Consider the following 18,766-nt stretch of genomic DNA (forward strand, 5'->3'; position numbering starts at 1 on the left):
GTTAGACAACATTTTTCAAAGCGCATTACGATTCCTGTCTTTTTTCATCAATAGCAATAAAAGACAAACCAATTTCATCCGATGTCGATACCTTTGCAGGAAATGCTTTTAAATTGGAAGAATACAGAAAAAGAATGGTGAAAGCTATTCAGTACATTGATAACAATCTCGATACCGAACTTTCTTTAGAAAAAGTTGCGGAAGTTGCAGCGTATTCTCCCTTTCATTTTCACAGGATTTTCAGAGTGATGACCAATGAACCCCTTCAAAGCTATATCATCCGCAAAAGAATTGAAAAAAGCGCCTTTTATTTAGCCGTAAAAAAGAACATAAGTGTAAAAAATATTTATCTTGAATTAGGTTTCTCCAACCATTCAGCGTTTAACAAATCATTTAAAAAGCATTACGGAAAATCTCCCTCAGAATTCAGAAAATCGGCTCCCGAAAAATTTCATAAAATTCAATTAAAACAAAGCAAGAACGGACAAATGGATGCAGTTTTTCAACAATACATTTGCAATATAGAAAACCTTGCGTTTAAGAAGACTTGTCCCGAACTCAGTTTAAATAGTAGTAAAATTCCCCTCCTTTGGAGGGGTGGCGAAAATTCAAAGAATTTTTGACGGGGTGGTCAATATATTTTACAAAGTAAATTTTCAGCACCAGAAAATCAAAAACGACGACTCAGATTCTAAAAACGACCACTCAGCAAAAAAAATTTATCAGTCATATAATTTCGTCATACTTTTGAATCGAAATAAAACAGCTATGAAAACAAAATTATTATTTCTTACCACTTTTTTATCATTTGCACTAAGTTTTGCTCAAACCAGAATTTCGGGAAAAGTAACATACAAAAATAAAGGAGTAGGAGAGGTAAATATAACATTGAAAGATACTTACGACGGCGCAACAACAGATGCCAACGGAAATTTCTCTTTCGAAACTTCAGAAAAAGGAAATAAGATACTGACCTTCACACATCCAAAATATATTGACGTTGAAAAACAGATTGTTATTGAAAATCAGGAAGTTTCTGTGAATGCAGAACTGAAAGAGCAAATTAATGAAATTGATGCGGTAGTCGTTTCGGCAGGTTCCATTGAAGCAAGCGACAAAAAAAGAGCAACAGCTTTACTTACGCCGATTGATATTTACACAACAGCCGGAGCGGACGGACAGATCACATCTGCATTAACGTATCTTCCTGGAGTTCAGAAAGTGGGAGAAACAGAAGGTCTTTTCATCCGTGGCGGAACAGGAACGGAATCCAAAATTTTTATGGATGGAAGCTTAATCAACAATTATTTCTCCAATTCAGTTCCGGGAATTGCAGGAAGAGACCGTTTTAATACCTCTCTTTTCAAAGGCAATGTATTCTCAAGTGGCGGATATTCTGCATTGTACGGTCAGGCTCTTTCGGGGGCACTGATGCTGGAAAGTGTAGATCTTCCGGATCAGAGTTCTTACGATTTCGGTGTTTCTCCGATCTTTCTGAATGCAGGATTCCAGAGATTGGGCGATAATAAAAACTATTCTTACGGAGCCAGTCTTGGCTATTCCAACTTAAAACTAATGCAGGAAATTTTCAATTTTAATACCAATTTTTCCGAAGCTCCACAAAGTATAAACAGCGATCTGAATTTCAGATTTAAAACAAAATCAGGCGGATTTTTCAAATATTACGGTAAATACGATTCCAACAGAATGGCAGTGCAGACTCCAAGTCTGGAACCGGAAGATTATGACCTGTCTCTCGTGAAACTGAAAGGAAAAAATACCTATCATAATTTGTCTTTCAAGCAGAAATTCGGAAAATATTTACTGAATGCAGGAGCATCTTATTCCTATAATCAATCAGACCTTGATTTTTCAACCCAAAAAGGCGAAACCCAAACCGGAAGCACAAAACTTCTGAATGACGGAAATTACATCAATTTCAAAACAGTTTTAGAAAGAAAAATAAATAAAATCAGCGCGTTACGAGGAGGTTTTGAACTGAATAGTACCAGCGAAAAATTAAATTTTAACGATTTTGTAACGAAAAACTACAAAGACCTGATCTCTTCAGCGTTTGCAGAAACAGATCTAGGATTCAGCAATCAGTTGTCAGCAAAAATAGGAGTGAGAGCAGAGCATTCTTCCTACCTTGGGAAAAGCAATATTGCACCTAGACTGGCTTTAGCTTATCGTCTTGCGAAAGACTGGACTACCTCTTTCGCTTACGGAATTTTTTATCAGAATCCGGAAAGCAGATATATCAACGGTCCTGCAAATTTAGACTTCCAGAAATCACAGCATTATATCTTTCAGGTGCAGAGAACAACGGAAGGAAGAAGCCTGAGATTTGAAGCTTTTTATAAAAAATATGACGATCTTCTGAAGGTAAAAAACCTACAGTATATCGACGGACAGAACCAGTTTGTGCAGACAGCGGATAACAACAGCGGTTTTGGTTATGCAAAAGGACTGGAATTATTCTGGAGAGATAAAAAAACATTCGACAATATCGATTACTGGATCAGCTATTCATTTTTAGATTCAAAAAGAGATTTTATGAATTATCCGATGAGTTTAAAACCGAATTTCGCTTCCGAACACACCCTTTCTGCAGTAGCCAAAAGATTTGTTCCGGAATGGAAAACAGGCTTCAATATTTCCTACACATACGCAAAAGGCCGTCCGTATTACGACATCGCAACACAGGACGTGAATGGTGAACAGAAATATTTCGTTAGACACGAAGGCAGTCTGAAAGATTACAACGCGTTAAATTTCAGTGTAAATTATCTTCCCAATTTAGGAAAGAAAGACTCAAAAACATTTACCGTTCTCGTATTGAGTGTATCCAATATTTTAGGATCGAAAAATGTATACGGTTACAATTTCTCAATGGACGGATCAAGGAGTTCAGCGGTTGTTCCGCCTGTAAATACCTTTGTTTTTGTAGGCGCATTCATCAGCTTCGGAGTCGACAAAACGCAGGATGCCATCAATAATAATCTGTAAAAGTAATTTCAATTCAATTAAAAATATATCTTTAGTCAAAACAAAAATTAACTTAAAAATTTAGAAAACATGAAAAAATACCTGTTAACCTTTGCTTTAAGTCTGATGAGTTTAACCGCTTTTGCCCAGACAGATTATGAAAAAATAATGTCTGATAAAATTGCCAAAATTGAAAACTGTAAATCTCTTGACGAATTCCAGACTCTGGCGAATGACTTCGACAGAATCGGGAAAAAAGAAACCAAAGAATGGCTTCCTGCATATTATGCCGCGTTTTCATACATTCAAAAGGGAAGAATGTTAATGAGAGAAGGTAAAATGTCTGAGCTTTCAACACAGGCAAATATTGCAGAAAAATATCTGGATCAGGCGGAAAACATTGCCGGAAAAGACAATGCAGAAATTCACCTGCTGAGAAAAATGTCGTATTCCCTTAAAATGATGGAAAATCCTACCGAAAGATACATGACAGACGGAATGAAAGCCATAGAAGAATTGAAAAAAGCAGAAAACCTTGATCCCGAAAACCCAAGAATTGCCCTGATAAAAGCGGAAGACACTTACTTCACTCCGGAGCAGTTTGGAGGAAGCAAAACAAAAGGGATGGAACAGTTTAAAGATGCTTTAACGAAGTTTAAAACCTACGTTCCAAAATCTAAAATCGCTCCCAACTGGGGAAAAGCAGAAGCTGAATATTTTGTAAGCGGAGCTGCGAAATAACTTAAAGTTATGGTAATTATTCACTAATTTAAACTAATACTTTAAAAATAAAGGACTATTAAATTAGTCCTTTATTTAAATAAGTTATATAAGAAAAATACAGTGACAACGGCTGTTGTAAAAATTGTAAACAATGAATAATTAGTTGTTTTATTTATTGTTTTGCCGAGTTTATCAACATTACTAAAATCTTCTAAAATATTTGCTTCCATTCTACTTTTTTCCATCATTTTATATTCAATAAATATTATAATACCTAAATTAATAATTGGAACTAAAATTAGTTCCATTGGAACATCATCTTCAATTTTAGCTATTGCAAAAAAACCTGCAATCATAATGTTATTGAAATTAAACAATTTATCATGTATTCTATCAAAATACTTTAGAACATCTCTAGTACCATCATATGATGTCTTTTCTAAAGAAGCCATTGATTTATCTATATCTTTAAATATTTCATCAAGGTTTTGTCTCTGTTTTTCAAAATCTTCCATAAGTATTTTTTTTTGGTTTAATGTTTAAAAACTTTTTCATATTCAAATCGAATTCTATTAATTTAAGCACATATTTGATAACAACATCAAAATTAAAATAAAACCTTCTTCGCGTAAGGTTTTATTTTGCGTTTCAGTCATAAAAAATGACGGTTCGGCGAAAAATTATTTTTAATACTTTTATTAAAGCCTAATTTTGAACCAAGAAAATTCACAATGAAATACAAAAGCATCATCATATTACTCTGGATATCGCTGGCAACAGCATTTTTCTTCTTTTTCGTTTTTAATGATGAAAAAACACTGGAAAATTTTGCCATCACTCTTTTGGTATCTACAATGTACTCATTCGTTTTGGGAATTGGAAACGGCATCATCAACGATTTTCTCAACAGGAAATTCCCTTGGTCTGAAACCACCAGAACAAGAGCGATCATAAGCATTGTTTCCATTCTTGTCGCAAACACAGTTTTGGTATATTTCTGTAATTATATGAATTTCGTAGTCATCCAGAAGGCAGCAACCGCCGAAGAATTCTTTTCCGGCAAGTACAATGTTTCCAACTGGTTCATGATTAATATTGCCCTGCTTATTTCAGCTTTTCTTCATGCCAAAGGTTTCATGGAAGAGCTCAGAAAAACATCCAAAAAAGAAGTTGTTGAGCAGAAGCTAATTGCCAAATCTGCCAATGCACAGTTTGAAAGTCTTAAAAACCAGTTAGATCCACATTTTTTATTCAATTCTCTGAATGTTTTAAGTTCATTAATTGATGAAAATCCGAAACAGGCGCAGAAGTTTACTGCCTCAATGTCAAAGATTTACAGATATGTTTTAGAACAGAAAGACAAAGAACTGGTAACGGTGGAAGATGAGCTGGAATTTGCCAAAACCTATTGCGAATTGCTGAAAACCAGATTCGAGGACAGCGTAGATTTTGTTTTCGAAGTTAAAAAAGAAGATTACAAAAGATTTGTTGTTCCGCTGTCTTTACAGTTGCTTCTGGAGAACTGCATCAAGCATAATTTTGCCACTTCTTCGAAGCCTCTCATCATTAAAATATTCTCTGAAAATGATACGTTATGTATTGAAAATAATTTACAGGTAAGAGAGCAGATCAAAGAAAGTTCAGGGATCGGTCTTGCAAATATTGTACAGCGCTATTCTTTACTCACCAAAAGAAATGTTTTTATAGAAAAATCTGAAGATTATTTTAAAGTAAAACTTCCGGTACTTTCTTCTAAACCGGATGTTGTAAATGAAATAGCCGAAACTAAAAATGAATCTTACGAACGTGCACACAGACGCGTAAAAGAAATAAAAAGCTTCTACGGAAACCTCATTTCTTACTGCATCATCATTCCTTTTTTAATCATTTTAAATCTCATCACCAGTCCGGATCGTCTGTGGTTTTACTGGCCGATGTTAGGTTGGGGAATCGGGCTTGTTGCTCACGGAATGAGTGTTTTCGCTATTGGTAAAAGCTGGGAAGAAAGAAAGATCAGGGAAATTTTAGAAAAACAAAACAGAACATTAAAATAAGCATCATGGAACCGATAAGAAAAGATGATTTCAGATACAAAGAAGCGGAAAGACAGGTAAAAAGAATCAAAAGATTTTACTTTTCCGTCTTCATTTATATTGCGGTTAATATTTTCATTTTATATCTGAATTACACAGAATTAAAACCCAATGAATCGATTTTTCAATTGAAATTTTTCGCGCTTCCATTCTTCTGGGGAATAGGAGTTGCCATTTCAGCAATGAGAACATTTATTCCGGGGTTTATGCTTGGAAATAAATGGGAAGAAAGAAAAATTAAAGAACTGATGGAAAAGGAAAAAAACGGCAGATAAATTGTTCAACACCTCCAAATACCGTTTGATATGAAAACTTTACAGATTCTTTTTGCCATTTCTATGGTCGCGTGGTTTTTAAGCGAATTTCTTTACAAAAACATCCTGAAATCCGGAGAAAAAGACAATAAAAAGGATAAATCGACTTTAAACTTATTGTGGATTGCCATTCCGCTTTCGATTATAAGTGCCGTTGCAGTTTCGTATGTTACAAGATTTCCCATTTCTGATGAGGTATGGATTTATTATTCAGGAGCTGTTCTGATATGGATCGGAATTATTTTAAGATTCATCATCATTCGTTCTCTGGGAAAATATTTTACGGTTGACGTTACGATTAAAGAAGATCATAAAATAAAAAAAGAAGGATTTTACAGATATCTGAGACATCCGTCTTACGCTTTTTCATTGCTTACCTCATTAGGTTTGGGGTTGTATCTGAACAACTGGCTTTCTTTAATTCTGGCTTTTTTAATTCCGTTCATTGCATTCGGCTACAGAATTAATGTCGAAGAAAAGGCTTTAATTGAGAAGTTCGGAGAAGAATATCTTGAATACCGGAGAAAAACGAAAAAGCTGATTCCTTTTGTTTATTAAGTTACTTATTTGATGATTTTTAATCAACAAAATCAGGAAAGTTGTTTAACGTAAAACAGTAGAAAACTCTATAGAGTTTCATCTGTGTAGACAGCATATTCGCAAGGCGTTCTGCGTTCCGTAGGAACGCTATCTTTAGAAAATTTATCGTATTTAAGATACCAATCCTATGGATTGATTGACGGATTTATTCTTATTTCTACACAGATTCTGCTCCTAAAGAGCAAACACTTAACTCCATAATTAAAAATCCTTGCACTGTCATTTCAACAAAGGAGAGATCCAGTCAGTTTAATAATCATTTGATATAGAAATTGATTACAAATTTCATTTAAAAGCGAATCATACTTTCGTAGCTTTCCTAATCAAACAACTAAAAATATAAAATCAAAAAAATCCCGATTCTCCGTTGAGTCGGGATTTTTACAATTCAGGATGCATATTCTACGGTTCGGTCAGTTAAAATTGATTTGAGGCTGTTTTCCGACCTACATTTGTCTCAACAAAAACAAACAATTAATCTTTAAAAATAAAAAATATGGAAACTTACACCAACAAAGAAGAATTAGCGTACGAAAAAGCATCAAGAAGAGTAAAAGAACTGAAAGGGTTTTACGGAAACCTTACATCGTATTGCCTTGTGATTTCATTTTTAGCCGTGCTGAATCTTTTAACATCGCCACAGTATCTTTGGTTTTTCTGGCCAATGTTAGGATGGGGATTAGGTCTTGCAGCGCACGCAGCGGGTACTTTCGGAATCGGAAGAGACTGGGAAGAAAGAAAGATCAAACAACTGATGGACGAGGAAAGAAAAAACACAAAATCTTTATAACCAACATTCAATTTTAACTTTAAAAATAGATTATCATGAATTACAATCAGGCACAGGAAAGAGTAAACGATCTTAAAAAATTCTACAAAAGCCTTTTATGGTTTGGGATCGTGGCAGTAATTATTTTCGGAGACGATATTTTAGAAAAAGGAATATTTAATTTTTCATTGTGGAACGGATCAATCATTCTTACCATCTGGGGAATTATTTTAACCGTAAAAGCCGTAAAACTATTCCTTCTGGATTCCGAATGGGAAAGAGAAGTGATGGAAAAAGAAATGAAAAAATCAAAAGAACCGCTGAAGTTTTAAAACTGACAATTTTTGATTACTTTTATTTCGAAATTATAAAAAACTAAAACAGGAACTCAATGATCAAGACTGTCATTATCGAAGACGAAAAACCCGCTTCAAGGAAACTGGAAAGAATGCTTAACGAATTTCCTGAAATAGAGATCGTTGCAAAAATAGAATCCGTAGAAGAAGGAGTGGAGTGGTTTTCAGAAAATGAACATCCGCAGCTCATCTTTTCAGATATTGTTCTGGGAGACGGTCTGTCTTTCGATATCTTCGAGAAAGTTCCGACAAAAGGATTTATCATTTACACGACAGCTTTTGATCAGTATACCTTAAAAGCGTTCAAGCTGAACAGCATCGATTATCTTCTGAAGCCTATTTTAGATGAAGATCTTGCCGGAGCGATCGAAAAATTCAAATCATTTATTCCTTCAGATAATTCCGTCAATTCACACGAAATTAAGCAGTTAATAAAAAAGGAGAAAAGCACGCTTTCCAGAATTCTGGTGAAGATAGGCTACAACCTGAAAATCGTACAGACGCATGAAGTAAGCTGTTTTTTCAGCGAAAATAAAATTGTTTATTTACAGACTCAGGAAAGAACGTATCCTTCGGATTTCACACTGGACGAACTGGAAGAAGTGCTGGATGAAAAGAAATTCTTCCGCGTAAACCGGCAGTTTATCATCAATTCAGATTACATTAAAAATATCCACACTTCACCCAATTACAAAGTTGAACTGGAATTTCAGCCACAGGAAGAAATTACCGTAAGCCGCGACCGCGTAAAAGATTTTAAAGACTGGTTGGTAAGTTAAAACCCAAAACAAAAAACTTTAAACCTAAAAACTCAAATCTATCAACCATCAACTGTTGATTAATTATCTGTAATCGATACGGTTAGATTCCGTGTCTTCAAGCTGTTTGATAATCGATTTCGGAATTTCATCGCTATCGATCGGAAAACTGATGGAGTCTGAAATAAAGGTTTTCCGGTCTGCTTTCTGGAAAATTTCGAAAAGGGCAATCGGTTCCTGATTAAAACTGATACACGTACTTATAAAATGCAACTCATGGAGCTTATACTCTGGATTTTTCAGCTTTTCCTTGATGTCTTTTATTCTTGAGATAAAATGACGCTGCCGGATGAACGTATTGCTGTTCATGATGATAAAGACATAATCGGAATAGGCTGTTATTTTTCCAAAATATTTATGACGGTCGCCGCCGCTTCTTTCGACGAAATATTCTCCGGACGTTTCAGATTTGTAGATTTCCGTCGCAGAACGCCAGATCCTGTCTTCTTTTGCCTGTAAAGGATTTTCCGGAAGATTTCTGTTGTAGGAATACCAACAGCCGACAAGACGGTCCAGCAAAGCGGTGTTTGGCTTTACATTATTCATATCAATCTTCAGATCGTTAAAATTGAATGATTCTGTGTTGGAATTGATAAAATCGATATAACTGGAATATCCTAAAACTTTAACAATCATACTGATTTTGGCAAGATTTGGCTTGCTCAGCACTGCATTTTCATTCTGGTGATGTTTCTTTAATTTGTTGATAATCAAATGTTCATAAAGGTAATTTGAACCTAAAAGATCCGGGCTTCTTTTACTGTTGTTCTCTGAGGTTTCCTGAATAATCAGATCATTAAGTTCTGCAACGATGTAAGACCATTCGGTTTTGGATACATCTTCCCAGTGGTGTTTTTTCAGGAAATGCAACGCCAGAAAATTCATCAGTTTTTCTATGTGTAGTATATCTTCTTTTTTCATCTTTCAATTTATAAGACTAATATAAGATAATTTTAAAACTAAATGAGACTGTTGCAAGACTTTTATATCTCAACATCCAACGATATTTGAGTAGAAATTAAAAGTTAAAACAATGGAAACAAAAATGGTATTACAAAATGATCCTCTCTGGAACAGGCTTCAGGAATTCTCATTAGATGAATCTGCTGCCAATTTTCCTTTCTCAAAGAAACTGGCAAAAGAAGAAAACTGGACAGAAACATTTACCCGAAAAGCGATTGATGAATACAAAAAATTCGTCTACCTCTGCTGTAAACTTCCAAATGGTGCTTCACCAAGCGAAATTATAGACAAAGTATGGCATATGCATCTCATTTACACACAAAACTACTGGGAAGAATTCTGTCCGGAAGTTTTGCAGCAGAAACTGCATCATCAACCATCACAAGGCGGAGAAAACGAAAATGAAAAACATAAAAGCTGGTTTGCGGAAACTTTAGAAAATTATGAGAAAATATTTGAGCAGGAACCGCCGAAAGATATCTGGAAATCGACTCAAATTCCTTCAAAAAAGAGAAAAATATCGCCTTTTGTTAAAATTTTTATTCTTTTAAGCATTTCTTTGGTGATTTATTCCTGTATGGAAAACAATAACGGAGGTTGGGGAATATTCCTGACTCTTATTTTCGTCTTCGTGCTGATCGTAATGATTATAAAAGCATTCAGTACAAATAACGAATCCAATAAAGGTAATAGAGATAACGGAAGTGATGGCGGCTTTTTCTACACCTGTGGAAGCGACAGTTCACACAGCGACGGAGGTTCCGGTTGCGGCAGTTCCTGCGGAAGCAGTTGTGGAAGCGGATGCGGTGGTTGCGGAGGTGGAGGAGATTAACCGAAATACAATACACATGAAAAAAATCCTTATCCACACAATTCCGGTGCTCATAAGTCTGATCTGGCTTATTGCAATCAACCATACTTTAGATCCGATTTCTTTGAAAGGACACTATTTTCTCAAATTCTATTTCATTCTCGTCCTTGGATTTTATGCCTCTGTTTTTGCGCTGAAATTTTTTGGAGAAACCATTTCGAGAACAACTTTTTACTTCCTGATTTCTATATTTCTATTAGGAGTTATAAAATTAGCCAAAGGAATCTTTTTAGGAAAACCAGTTGGTTATTTAATGATGATTTTAATATTGGAAATTATTGTATTTGTGTTTCTTAATTTATTCTATGTAAACCATAAAATGAAATAGAAATTGATGTTTTTTCAAACAAAAAACCCGAAACTAAAACGCTTCGGGATTATTATTTAGATAAGATTTATTTTAGGAAATAACTCCGCTTCCGATCAGCTCTTCGCCGATGTACCACGATGCAAACTGCCCTTCTGCAATGGCAGACTGCGATTCTTCAAATTCCACATAGAATCCTTCTTCAAACTGATATAAAGTTGCTTTCTGCAATGGCTGTCTGTATCTGAATCTTGCCATTACTTCCATCGATTCTCCGTTTTTCAGTCTCAGATCTTCACGAACCCAGTGCAGTTCAGAATTATCAATTTTTAAGACTCTTTTAAGAAGTCCCGGAAACTGATGTCCTTCTCCCACGAAAAGAATATTGTTTTCCATGTCTCTGGAGATGATAAAACAGCTTTCTTTATGTCCGCCGATTCCAAGTCCTTTACTTTGTCCGATCGTGAAAAACTGAGCTCCCTGATGTTTTCCGATAACTTTACCGTCTGTCTTTTTGTAATTGATTTTTCGGCTGAGGTATTCCAATTCTTCCTGTTTTAACGAAAATTCAGGCATTTCTTCAGCAAAAAGGGGAGAATCTTTGAAAATTTCTACGATTTCGCCTTCTTTTGGAACCAATTGCTGCTGTAAGAATTGCGGTAAACTTACTTTTCCGATAAAACACAATCCCTGAGAATCTTTTTTATCTGCCGTTACCAAGCCGATTTCTTTGGCAATTTCTCTAACCTGAGGTTTTGTAAGCTCTCCAATCGGAAATAATGCTTTAGAAAGCTGATCCTGACTTAGCTGACATAAGAAGTAGGACTGGTCTTTATTGTTGTCTTTTCCGGCAAGAAGATGGAAAATTTCTTTTCCGTTTTCATCGATCGTTGAATCTACTCTTGCATAATGTCCGGTGGCGACTTTATCTGCGCCAAGAGACATTGCCGTCTTCATAAAAACATCGAATTTTACTTCTCTGTTGCAGAGAACATCAGGATTCGGAGTTCTTCCTTTCTGATATTCGTCGAACATATAATCTACGATTCTTTCCTTGTAAAGATCGCTCATATCGATCACCTGAAACGGAATTCCAAGCTTTTGAGCCACCATTAAGGCATCATTGCTGTCCTCGATCCACGGACATTCATCTTCCAGCGTTACCGAAGCATCGTTCCAGTTTCTCATAAACAAAGCCACCACTTCATGACCTTGCTGCTGCAGCAGATACGCTGTAACACTGGAATCCACACCTCCGGATAATCCTACTACTACTTTCATGTTATTTCAATTTTACGAAACTCTTAACGGGAGTTCTTAGTTTGACGCTGCAAAAATACAATTAAAAAGATTCGTAAAAAAGTGATAATTTTAGACATCGATAAAAACAATTTAAATATGAAAAAACTGATTATTTCTTTATGTGTTTCATTTTCCGGCTTGCTGTTTTCTCAGGTTGCTGTAAATGCTTCTCCTGAAAATAATAATCGCTGGACTTTCGGAGGCGGAATCGGATTTGGTTTCGGAAGCAACAATTACTTTACTCTTTCAGCGGCTCCAAGAGTGGGTTACCGACTTACGGACGATCTTGAAGGCGGAGTTTTGGGAAGTGTTTCCTGGCAGAAATCAAATGCTTACAGTTCTACGATGTTCGGAGTTGGTCCTTTTCTGAATTATTATATTGCAAGAACGTTTTTCGTAAGTGCCAATTATCAGCATTATTTCATCAATTATAAAGACAAATTTTATGATTTTAAAGCTAATGCAGACGAAGATGCATTGTATCTTGGCGGCGGTTATATGCAGAGAATCGGGAATAATTCTTATTTACAGTTAGGCTTGATGTATAATGTTTTATGGAAAGAAAATTCGAGTATTTTCTCAAGTGGATTAGTTCCGAATATAGGATTTGTGGTGGGGCTTTAGTTTGTATTCTGAAAGGTGAGGTTTAAGATCACTACATTCAGATCAGCGACATCTACAAAATCTGCGCGAATAATTTAAATGCAAACGGACAAATTTTTTAACAAATAAGCACTACAGAATTAGAATAAAAACGAACAAATAAAAGAGTCCGTCTCACAACTAGTGAAAACGGACTTTTTTTATGTTTTTTCTCGACCTCCTGATAGAGAATGGTTTTCGTACAGTGGAATCTAAACCCACATCATAGAGTTGTGAGACTAACTCTTCTATTATATTAAATTATTTACTTACGATTAAGAAGACTTCTCTGCGGCAGATTTCTTTGGCTTTGAAGTTTTCCCTGCCAAACCGTCTTTCGCTTCATTCAGATCAAGAACTACGGTTTCTCCTTCTGTTAATTGTTTGTTTACGAGCATTTCTGCCAATAAATCTTCAATGTATTTCTGGATCGCTCTTTTTAATGGTCTTGCTCCGAAATCCTTATCCCATCCTTTTTCAGAAATAAAGTCTTTTGCTTCTTCTGTCAGTTCTACTTTATATCCTAATTTTTCAAGTCTTGAATACAATTTGTTCAGTTCAAGATCAATGATTTTCTTTATGTCTTCTTTTTCAAGAGAATTAAAAATAACGATATCATCAATTCTGTTCAGGAATTCTGGTGAGAATGCTTTTTTAAGCGCATTTTCAATCGTACTTCTTGCTCTGGAATCTGTTGTTGATTTTTTCGCAGAAGTTCCGAATCCAACACCATCTCCGAAATCTTTAAGATCTCTTGTACCGATGTTTGAAGTAAGAATGATAATCGTATTTCTGAAATCGATTTTTCTTCCTAAACTGTCTGTAACATGACCTTCATCTAAGATTTGCAGCAAAATATTGAATACATCAGGATGTGCTTTTTCAATCTCATCCAAAAGAACCACAGCATAAGGTTTTCTTCTTACCGCTTCTGTTAATTGTCCGCCTTCCTCATATCCAACGTATCCCGGAGGCGCACCTACCAATCTTGAAACGGCAAATTTCTCCATGTATTCACTCATATCGATTCTGATCAAAGATTCATCAGATTCGAAAAGTTCTCTTGCCATTACTTTAGCCAGCTCAGTTTTACCAACTCCGGTTGTTCCTAAGAAGATAAAGGTTCCGATTGGGCGGTTTGGATCTTTAAGACCGGCTCTGTTTCTCTGGATTGCTTTCACAACTTTTTTCACCGCATCTTCCTGACCGATTACTTTTCCGTTCAGGTTTCCATCCATTCCGGCAAGTTTATCAAGCTCGTTTTTACCAACTTTCGTTACAGGAACACCACTCATCATAGAAACTACTTCCGCTACATTTTCTTCTGTTACGGTTTCTTTTTTTTCTTTTACATCTTTGTCCCATTTATCCTGAGCAGAATTCAGTTCCATCTGAAGCCTTTCTTCTTCATCTTTCAGTTTTCTCGCTTCCAGATAATCCTGCGCTTTTACTGCCTTTTGTTTCAATTCCTTAATTTCTTCGATTTTCTTTTCAAAATCGATGATTTCGGTAGGAACTTTCATGTTTTTAATATACACTCGTGATCCTGCTTCGTCCATTGCATCAATAGCTTTGTCCGGTAGGAAACGGTCTGTAATATATCTTGAAGTTAAATTCACACACGCTGCAATTGCTTCAGGTGTATAAATTACATTATGGTGCTCTTCGTATTTATCTTTGATCTGATTTAAAATCTGAACGGTTTCGTCAATAGAAGTAGGTTCCACCATTACTTTTTGGAATCTTCTTTCTAATGCGCCGTCCTTTTCAATGTATTGACGGTATTCATCCAGAGTAGTAGCTCCGATGCATTGAATTTCACCTCTTGCCAAAGCCGGTTTGAACATATTGGATGCGTCTAAGCTTCCTGTTGAACTACCCGCACCAACAATGGTGTGAAGCTCATCAATGAATAAGATCACGTCTCTGTTTTTCTCCAGCTCCGTCATTATCGCTTTCATTCTTTCCTCAAACTGACCACGGTATTTTGTTCCGGCAACTAAACTTGCAAGATCTAAAGTGATCACTCGTTTTCCATAAAGGACTCTGGAAACTTTTTTCTGCTGAATTCTTAAAGCCAGACCTTCCGCGATGGCAGATTTACCAACTCCCGGTTCCCCGATTAGCAAAGGATTGTTTTTCTTTCTTCTTGAAAGGATCTGAGAAACTCTCTCAATTTCTTTTTCACGACCGATAACAGGATCTAATTTCCCGTCTCTTGCCAGAGAAGTTAAGTCTCTACCGAAGTTATCCAGTGTTGGTGTTTTACTTTTAGCAGAGCCTAAATTTCCTGTAGGCTTTCTCATTTGCTCAAAATCCTCTCTTTCGTCATCGTCGTCGTAAGCACTCATTTGTGGAGCCTGTCCGGAGTTTTTAAGCATGGTCTGATATTCTTTTGAAACTCCTTCGTAGTCGATGTCGTAAGCTCCTAATATGTTTGAAGTAGGGTCCTCATATTTATAAAGAATGCCTAAAAGCAGATGAACAGTATTAATCTCATTGCTTTTGTATTGTCTGCATTCAAGTTCAGCACGTTTGATGGCATGATCTGCCATCTTCGTGAAAGAAATATTGGTAACCTCCTCAGAAATAGGATTAAGACTTGCTGTATTTAAAGTTTCAATTTTTCTTCTGATTTGTGTTAGATCCGCATTAAGGTTTTGAAGGATTTCTTTTGCAGAGTTTTCTGTTTTTATAATACCTAAAAGTAGATGTTCTGTATTAAGAAATTCACTTTTGAGCCTTTTCGCTTCGCTCTTGCTTTGTTTGAACACCTGGCTCAAACCTTGTGAAAACTTATAATCCATAATATATCTCATTAGAATAAAAGCAACATTGCCATTTATTCATTATCTAAATTACAAATATTTTACCAAAAAGCAATAAATGACTTTATGGCAGAAAAAATTTTATTATCTTATTGAAAATGATTAAGTTTGTTGTCCTTAAAAATTTCTCATGAATCCTGAAATAGCCACTTACATAGGATATTCCGCGTCACTTTTCATCGTACTGAGCTTTATATTGAAAGACATCAGGAAAATAAGGATCGTTAATATGATCGGCTGTATCTGTTTTGTTATCTATGGAATTTTCAGCGGTATGCTTTGGCCGGTAATTATTCCTAACGGATTAATCTGTTTTATACAAATTTATCATCTTCTGATGACGAAAGAAAAATAATGCAGCGAAGAAAAATCATTACTTCTGCGTTCAGTAATTTGTATACAGATCAGCGTATTGAAAAGGTTTGCAGGACTTTACATGAAAACGGCTATGAGATTGAACTGATAGGGAATGACTGGAACGGGGCCGGAGAAATGTCCAGACCTTATTCTTTTTCAAGGATTAAATTAATTTCAAAGAGCTTGAAAACGGCTTATTTCGAATTCAACTGGAAATTGTACAGGGAATTAAAGAAAAAAGCGGATAAAAACACGATTCTTCATGCAAATGATCTGGATTGTTTGTTGCCTAATTATTTAATCGCTAAAAAATTAGATATTCCATTGATTTTTGACAGTCATGAAATTTTTTCCGAAATGCCTGCAATTCAGGGCAAAATGTCACAAAAATTATGGAGATATCTCGAAAGAAAGTTAATTCCTGATCTGAATTTGATGATTACAGCAAGTTCCGGATACGCACATTGGTTTAAATCACATTACGGAATTCAGCCTGTTGTTGTTCAGAATGCTCCTAAAAAATTCAGTTTTGAAGGCAAAATTCCTCAAAATAATCCCAAAATAATTCTTTATCAAGGTGTGATTAATCCTTTTCGTGGGATTGATAATGCAATTTTGGCAATGAAACATTTAGATGATGTTATCTTTAAAATTGCAGGAGACGGACCGATGAAAAAAGAATACGAAGAATTGGTTATCAGGGAAAATCTTCAGCATAAGGTTCAGTTTTTAGGAAAATTATTACCGGAAGATCTGCGAAATATTACTTTAACTGCAGACTGCGGAATGAGCATTGAAGAGAATGGGGGAGAAAGCTATTATTATTCTTTGCCCAATAAAGTTTTAGACTGTATTCAGGCAAGAGTTCCTCTGATTCTGTCAAATCTTCCTGAAATGCAGAATATTAAAAGACAATTTGACATTGGTGAAATTATAAAAGATCATCAGCCGGAACATATTGCGCTTGCCATTCAATCGGTTTTAGATAAAGGAAGACAAAATTATCTTCCCGAACTTGAAAAAGCTGCTCATCTTCTATGCTGGGAAAACGAAGAAATAAAACTGTTGCAGGTTTTTGAAAAGGCTTCTTCTTAAATTTAAATCGAAATATCTGATATTGATGACTGCAATCTTAGCCCCGATTGCCGCGACATCCTTTTTTTGCATGGGATAAGAACGGGTAAAAAAGATACAGCAGAAAGCGGGAATAGCTTCAAATAAATTCAACATCTTTTTAATTTGGCTATCTTTGCAGAAAGAAATCGGTTTACAATGACTATTAAAGAAAAACAGCAGGAAATCATCGACGAATTTGCTTTTCTTGAAGACTGGGAGCAGAAATACGAATATATTATTGATCTTGGAAAAGAGCTGAAAGGGCTTTCTGATGACAAGAAAACAGAAGAAAACCTGATTAAAGGCTGTCAGAGTAAAGTTTGGATTGATGCCGAATTTAAGGATGGAAAGCTGTTTTTTGAGGCAGATTCGGACGGAATTTTGCCGAAAGGTATTGTTTCGCTTCTGGTAAGCATTTACAGCGGTCATTCTACACAGGAAATTCTGGACTCTGATTTTGAGTTTATTTCTGAAATTGGTTTGCAGGAGTTTCTTTCTCCTTCCAGAGCCAATGGTTTGATGGCAATGACAAAGCAGATTAAGTTTTACGCAGTCGCATATCAACTGAAGTCTTAATCTGTGACCCGAATTTTAGCATACCGTTTTTCTGCTTTTGGGGATGTCGCGATGACAGCTCCCGTTTTCCGTGAGTTTCTGGAACAAAATCCCGATGTAGAAATTGTGATGGTTTCCCGAAAAAATTTTGAAGCTTTATTTGCTGATATTCCGAACGTTATATTCAAAGGAGTTAATCTTGATGATTATAAGGGCATCTTCGGATTGAGGCGTCTTGCTAATGAATTGATTAAAGAGTTTCATCCGGATTTTATCGCGAATCTTCATGATGTAATCCGCACGAAGATTCTGGACAAAATTTACAGAAGAAAAGGGCTTAAAGTATTCAAAATCAATAAGGGAAAAGAAGAAAAAGAAGATCTCACGAATGTTTGGAATTTAAATAAAAACCAATTAAAAAAAACGGTAGAACGTTATGCAGATGTTTTTCGAGAAATGGGCTTTAACGTTGAGCTTTCTCATGCATTGAGGCCGATTTCCGGAGAAAAATCAGGAATAGGGTTTGCGCCTTTTGCACAGCATCGCGGAAAAATGCTTCCTCTTGAAAAATCTTTTGAGCTGGCGAAAATTTTAGCACAAAAACATACGATTTATTTTTTCGGAGGCGGAAAATCTGAAGCTGAAACGCTGGAGCAGTGGGAGAGGGAAATCCCGAATACCTTCAGTTTAGCAGGAAAATTGAGCCTTCAGGAAGAATTAAATAAAATTTCCACATTAGAATTAATGATCTCTATGGATTCTGCCAATATGCATCTGGCAAGTCTCATGGGAACGAGATGTGTTTCCGTATGGGGACAAACTCATCCTTTTGCAGGTTTTTTAGGATTTGGACAAAAGGAGGAAGATGTGGTTCAGGTGAAAGACCTTACCTGCAGACCTTGTTCTGTTTTTGGTGATAAAGAATGCTATCGTGGAGACTGGGCTTGTCTGGAAGAGTTGCATGTGCAGAAAATAGTGGAAAAGATTTTATAAATAGAGCCTCCCGATTCCGGAGGTTTTTTGGGATCAGTCTCAAAACTTGGGGAGGAATGTTAAGTAGTTTTATCTTTGTATAATGCTAAACGATCAAGAATTACTAAAGTTTTTGCTTCCACCATACTTAGTGGATTATTTTGATATTGTGAAATTTGAAGAAAAAGAAGG

The 18,766-nt window shown here is 35.8% G+C and carries 20 protein-coding genes; 16 read left to right on the forward strand and 4 right to left on the reverse strand.

The genetic code is table 11. The features are described 5' to 3' along the window. Positions 1-113 precede the first annotated feature (113 nt). The 3 genes from B0E34_RS03255 (at position 114) to B0E34_RS03265 (ending at position 3,729) form a co-directional block, all read left to right on the forward strand. Positions 114-623, forward strand: a complete 510-nt coding sequence (locus B0E34_RS03255) for a helix-turn-helix domain-containing protein (RefSeq protein WP_087706718.1) — start codon at positions 114-116, stop codon at positions 621-623. 145 nt (positions 624-768) lie between these two features. Continuing rightward, positions 769-3,009, forward strand: a complete 2,241-nt coding sequence (locus B0E34_RS03260) for a TonB-dependent receptor (RefSeq protein ID WP_087706755.1) — start codon at positions 769-771, stop codon at positions 3,007-3,009. A gap of 69 nt (positions 3,010-3,078) precedes the next feature. After that, positions 3,079-3,729: a hypothetical protein gene (locus tag B0E34_RS03265; RefSeq protein ID WP_087706720.1), complete on the forward strand. Its 651-nt coding sequence runs from the start codon at positions 3,079-3,081 to the stop codon at positions 3,727-3,729. 71 nt (positions 3,730-3,800) lie between these two features. On the opposite strand, the gene B0E34_RS03270 is transcribed toward B0E34_RS03265, so the two are convergent. Beyond that, on the reverse strand, positions 3,801-4,226 hold the full coding sequence (locus tag B0E34_RS03270; RefSeq protein ID WP_087706722.1) for a hypothetical protein: 426 nt from the start codon (positions 4,224-4,226) through the stop codon (positions 3,801-3,803). A gap of 216 nt (positions 4,227-4,442) precedes the next feature. Here B0E34_RS03270 and B0E34_RS03275 point away from each other — a divergent pair, with 216 nt between their 5' ends. From B0E34_RS03275 to B0E34_RS03300, 6 genes are all read left to right on the forward strand, one after another. Then, the gene (locus B0E34_RS03275; RefSeq protein WP_087706724.1) at positions 4,443-5,765 is read left to right on the forward strand and encodes a 2TM domain-containing protein; all 1,323 of its coding nucleotides are present in this window, start codon (positions 4,443-4,445) and stop codon (positions 5,763-5,765) included. A 5-nt stretch (positions 5,766-5,770) separates the two neighbouring features. Then, entirely contained in the window at positions 5,771-6,079 is a 309-nt protein-coding gene (locus B0E34_RS03280; RefSeq protein WP_087706726.1) for a 2TM domain-containing protein, read from the forward strand. Between the two features lie 30 nt (positions 6,080-6,109). Next, positions 6,110-6,676: a methyltransferase family protein gene (locus B0E34_RS03285; protein WP_087706728.1), complete on the forward strand. Its 567-nt coding sequence runs from the start codon at positions 6,110-6,112 to the stop codon at positions 6,674-6,676. Positions 6,677-7,214: 538 nt separating this feature from the next. After that, complete coding sequence (locus tag B0E34_RS03290) at positions 7,215-7,508, forward strand: 2TM domain-containing protein (RefSeq protein WP_076391027.1); 294 nt, start codon at positions 7,215-7,217, stop codon at positions 7,506-7,508. Between the two features lie 35 nt (positions 7,509-7,543). Then, entirely contained in the window at positions 7,544-7,819 is a 276-nt protein-coding gene (locus tag B0E34_RS03295; RefSeq protein ID WP_087706730.1) for a 2TM domain-containing protein, read from the forward strand. Positions 7,820-7,878: 59 nt separating this feature from the next. Then, positions 7,879-8,622 (forward strand): LytR/AlgR family response regulator transcription factor, encoded by a 744-nt coding sequence (locus tag B0E34_RS03300; RefSeq protein ID WP_087706732.1) that lies wholly within the window; start codon positions 7,879-7,881, stop codon positions 8,620-8,622. 63 nt (positions 8,623-8,685) lie between these two features. Here the strand turns inward: B0E34_RS03300 and B0E34_RS03305 are convergent, their stop codons facing one another. After that, the gene (locus B0E34_RS03305) at positions 8,686-9,582 is read right to left on the reverse strand and encodes a hypothetical protein (protein WP_087706734.1); all 897 of its coding nucleotides are present in this window, start codon (positions 9,580-9,582) and stop codon (positions 8,686-8,688) included. A gap of 112 nt (positions 9,583-9,694) precedes the next feature. On the opposite strand from B0E34_RS03305, the gene B0E34_RS03310 reads away from it, so the two are divergent. After that, positions 9,695-10,456 (forward strand): glycine-rich domain-containing protein, encoded by a 762-nt coding sequence (locus tag B0E34_RS03310; RefSeq protein ID WP_087706736.1) that lies wholly within the window; start codon positions 9,695-9,697, stop codon positions 10,454-10,456. Positions 10,457-10,472: 16 nt separating this feature from the next. After that, complete coding sequence (locus B0E34_RS03315) at positions 10,473-10,823, forward strand: hypothetical protein (protein ID WP_087706738.1); 351 nt, start codon at positions 10,473-10,475, stop codon at positions 10,821-10,823. A 72-nt stretch (positions 10,824-10,895) separates the two neighbouring features. Here B0E34_RS03315 and mnmA read toward each other — a convergent pair whose 3' ends face one another. Then, a complete protein-coding gene (mnmA, locus tag B0E34_RS03320) occupies positions 10,896-12,083 on the reverse strand; it encodes a tRNA 2-thiouridine(34) synthase MnmA (protein WP_087706740.1) in 1,188 nt (395 codons plus the stop codon). A 117-nt stretch (positions 12,084-12,200) separates the two neighbouring features. Here mnmA and B0E34_RS03325 point away from each other — a divergent pair, with 117 nt between their 5' ends. Continuing rightward, positions 12,201-12,728, forward strand: coding sequence for a hypothetical protein (locus B0E34_RS03325; RefSeq protein WP_087706742.1), 528 nt, complete (start codon positions 12,201-12,203; stop codon positions 12,726-12,728). 293 nt (positions 12,729-13,021) lie between these two features. On the opposite strand, the gene B0E34_RS03330 is transcribed toward B0E34_RS03325, so the two are convergent. Further along, the gene (locus B0E34_RS03330; protein ID WP_076391020.1) at positions 13,022-15,553 is read right to left on the reverse strand and encodes an ATP-dependent Clp protease ATP-binding subunit; all 2,532 of its coding nucleotides are present in this window, start codon (positions 15,551-15,553) and stop codon (positions 13,022-13,024) included. A 151-nt stretch (positions 15,554-15,704) separates the two neighbouring features. Between B0E34_RS03330 and B0E34_RS03335 the strand changes: the two genes are divergently transcribed. The 4 genes from B0E34_RS03335 to B0E34_RS03350 all read left to right on the forward strand — a co-directional run bounded on the left by B0E34_RS03335 (position 15,705) and on the right by B0E34_RS03350 (position 18,595). Then, complete coding sequence (locus B0E34_RS03335; RefSeq protein ID WP_087706744.1) at positions 15,705-15,929, forward strand: uroporphyrinogen decarboxylase; 225 nt, start codon at positions 15,705-15,707, stop codon at positions 15,927-15,929. Next, positions 15,929-17,026, forward strand: a complete 1,098-nt coding sequence (locus tag B0E34_RS03340; RefSeq protein WP_087706745.1) for a glycosyltransferase — start codon at positions 15,929-15,931, stop codon at positions 17,024-17,026. Before B0E34_RS03335 ends, B0E34_RS03340 begins: the two co-directional genes overlap by 1 nt. A 177-nt stretch (positions 17,027-17,203) precedes the next feature. Further along, a complete protein-coding gene (locus tag B0E34_RS03345) occupies positions 17,204-17,623 on the forward strand; it encodes a SufE family protein (RefSeq protein WP_087706747.1) in 420 nt (139 codons plus the stop codon). A 3-nt stretch (positions 17,624-17,626) separates the two neighbouring features. Beyond that, positions 17,627-18,595 carry a glycosyltransferase family 9 protein gene (locus tag B0E34_RS03350; protein WP_228423006.1) on the forward strand — a complete coding sequence of 323 codons (969 nt, stop codon included), beginning with the start codon at positions 17,627-17,629 and terminating at the stop codon, positions 18,593-18,595. Positions 18,596-18,766 lie beyond the last annotated feature (171 nt).

The organism is Chryseobacterium mucoviscidosis, from assembly GCF_002177115.1.
GTDB lineage: Bacteria > Bacteroidota > Bacteroidia > Flavobacteriales > Weeksellaceae > Chryseobacterium > Chryseobacterium mucoviscidosis.

Coding starts and splice junctions, on each gene's coding strand:
- B0E34_RS03280 (WP_087706726.1), top strand. CDS start 5,771: ATGGAACCGATAAGAAAAGATGATTTCAGATACAAAGAAGCGGAAAGA.
- B0E34_RS03285 (WP_087706728.1), top strand. CDS start 6,110: ATGAAAACTTTACAGATTCTTTTTGCCATTTCTATGGTCGCGTGGTTT.
- B0E34_RS03330 (WP_076391020.1), bottom strand. CDS start 15,553: ATGGATTATAAGTTTTCACAAGGTTTGAGCCAGGTGTTCAAACAAAGC.
- B0E34_RS03260 (WP_087706755.1), top strand. CDS start 769: ATGAAAACAAAATTATTATTTCTTACCACTTTTTTATCATTTGCACTA.
- B0E34_RS03275 (WP_087706724.1), top strand. CDS start 4,443: ATGAAATACAAAAGCATCATCATATTACTCTGGATATCGCTGGCAACA.
- B0E34_RS03265 (WP_087706720.1), top strand. CDS start 3,079: ATGAAAAAATACCTGTTAACCTTTGCTTTAAGTCTGATGAGTTTAACC.
- B0E34_RS03310 (WP_087706736.1), top strand. CDS start 9,695: ATGGAAACAAAAATGGTATTACAAAATGATCCTCTCTGGAACAGGCTT.
- mnmA (WP_087706740.1), bottom strand. CDS start 12,083: ATGAAAGTAGTAGTAGGATTATCCGGAGGTGTGGATTCCAGTGTTACA.
- B0E34_RS03315 (WP_087706738.1), top strand. CDS start 10,473: ATGAAAAAAATCCTTATCCACACAATTCCGGTGCTCATAAGTCTGATC.
- B0E34_RS03335 (WP_087706744.1), top strand. CDS start 15,705: ATGAATCCTGAAATAGCCACTTACATAGGATATTCCGCGTCACTTTTC.
- B0E34_RS03305 (WP_087706734.1), bottom strand. CDS start 9,582: ATGAAAAAAGAAGATATACTACACATAGAAAAACTGATGAATTTTCTG.
- B0E34_RS03295 (WP_087706730.1), top strand. CDS start 7,544: ATGAATTACAATCAGGCACAGGAAAGAGTAAACGATCTTAAAAAATTC.
- B0E34_RS03345 (WP_087706747.1), top strand. CDS start 17,204: ATGACTATTAAAGAAAAACAGCAGGAAATCATCGACGAATTTGCTTTT.
- B0E34_RS03290 (WP_076391027.1), top strand. CDS start 7,215: ATGGAAACTTACACCAACAAAGAAGAATTAGCGTACGAAAAAGCATCA.
- B0E34_RS03340 (WP_087706745.1), top strand. CDS start 15,929: ATGCAGCGAAGAAAAATCATTACTTCTGCGTTCAGTAATTTGTATACA.
- B0E34_RS03270 (WP_087706722.1), bottom strand. CDS start 4,226: ATGGAAGATTTTGAAAAACAGAGACAAAACCTTGATGAAATATTTAAA.
- B0E34_RS03300 (WP_087706732.1), top strand. CDS start 7,879: ATGATCAAGACTGTCATTATCGAAGACGAAAAACCCGCTTCAAGGAAA.
- B0E34_RS03325 (WP_087706742.1), top strand. CDS start 12,201: ATGAAAAAACTGATTATTTCTTTATGTGTTTCATTTTCCGGCTTGCTG.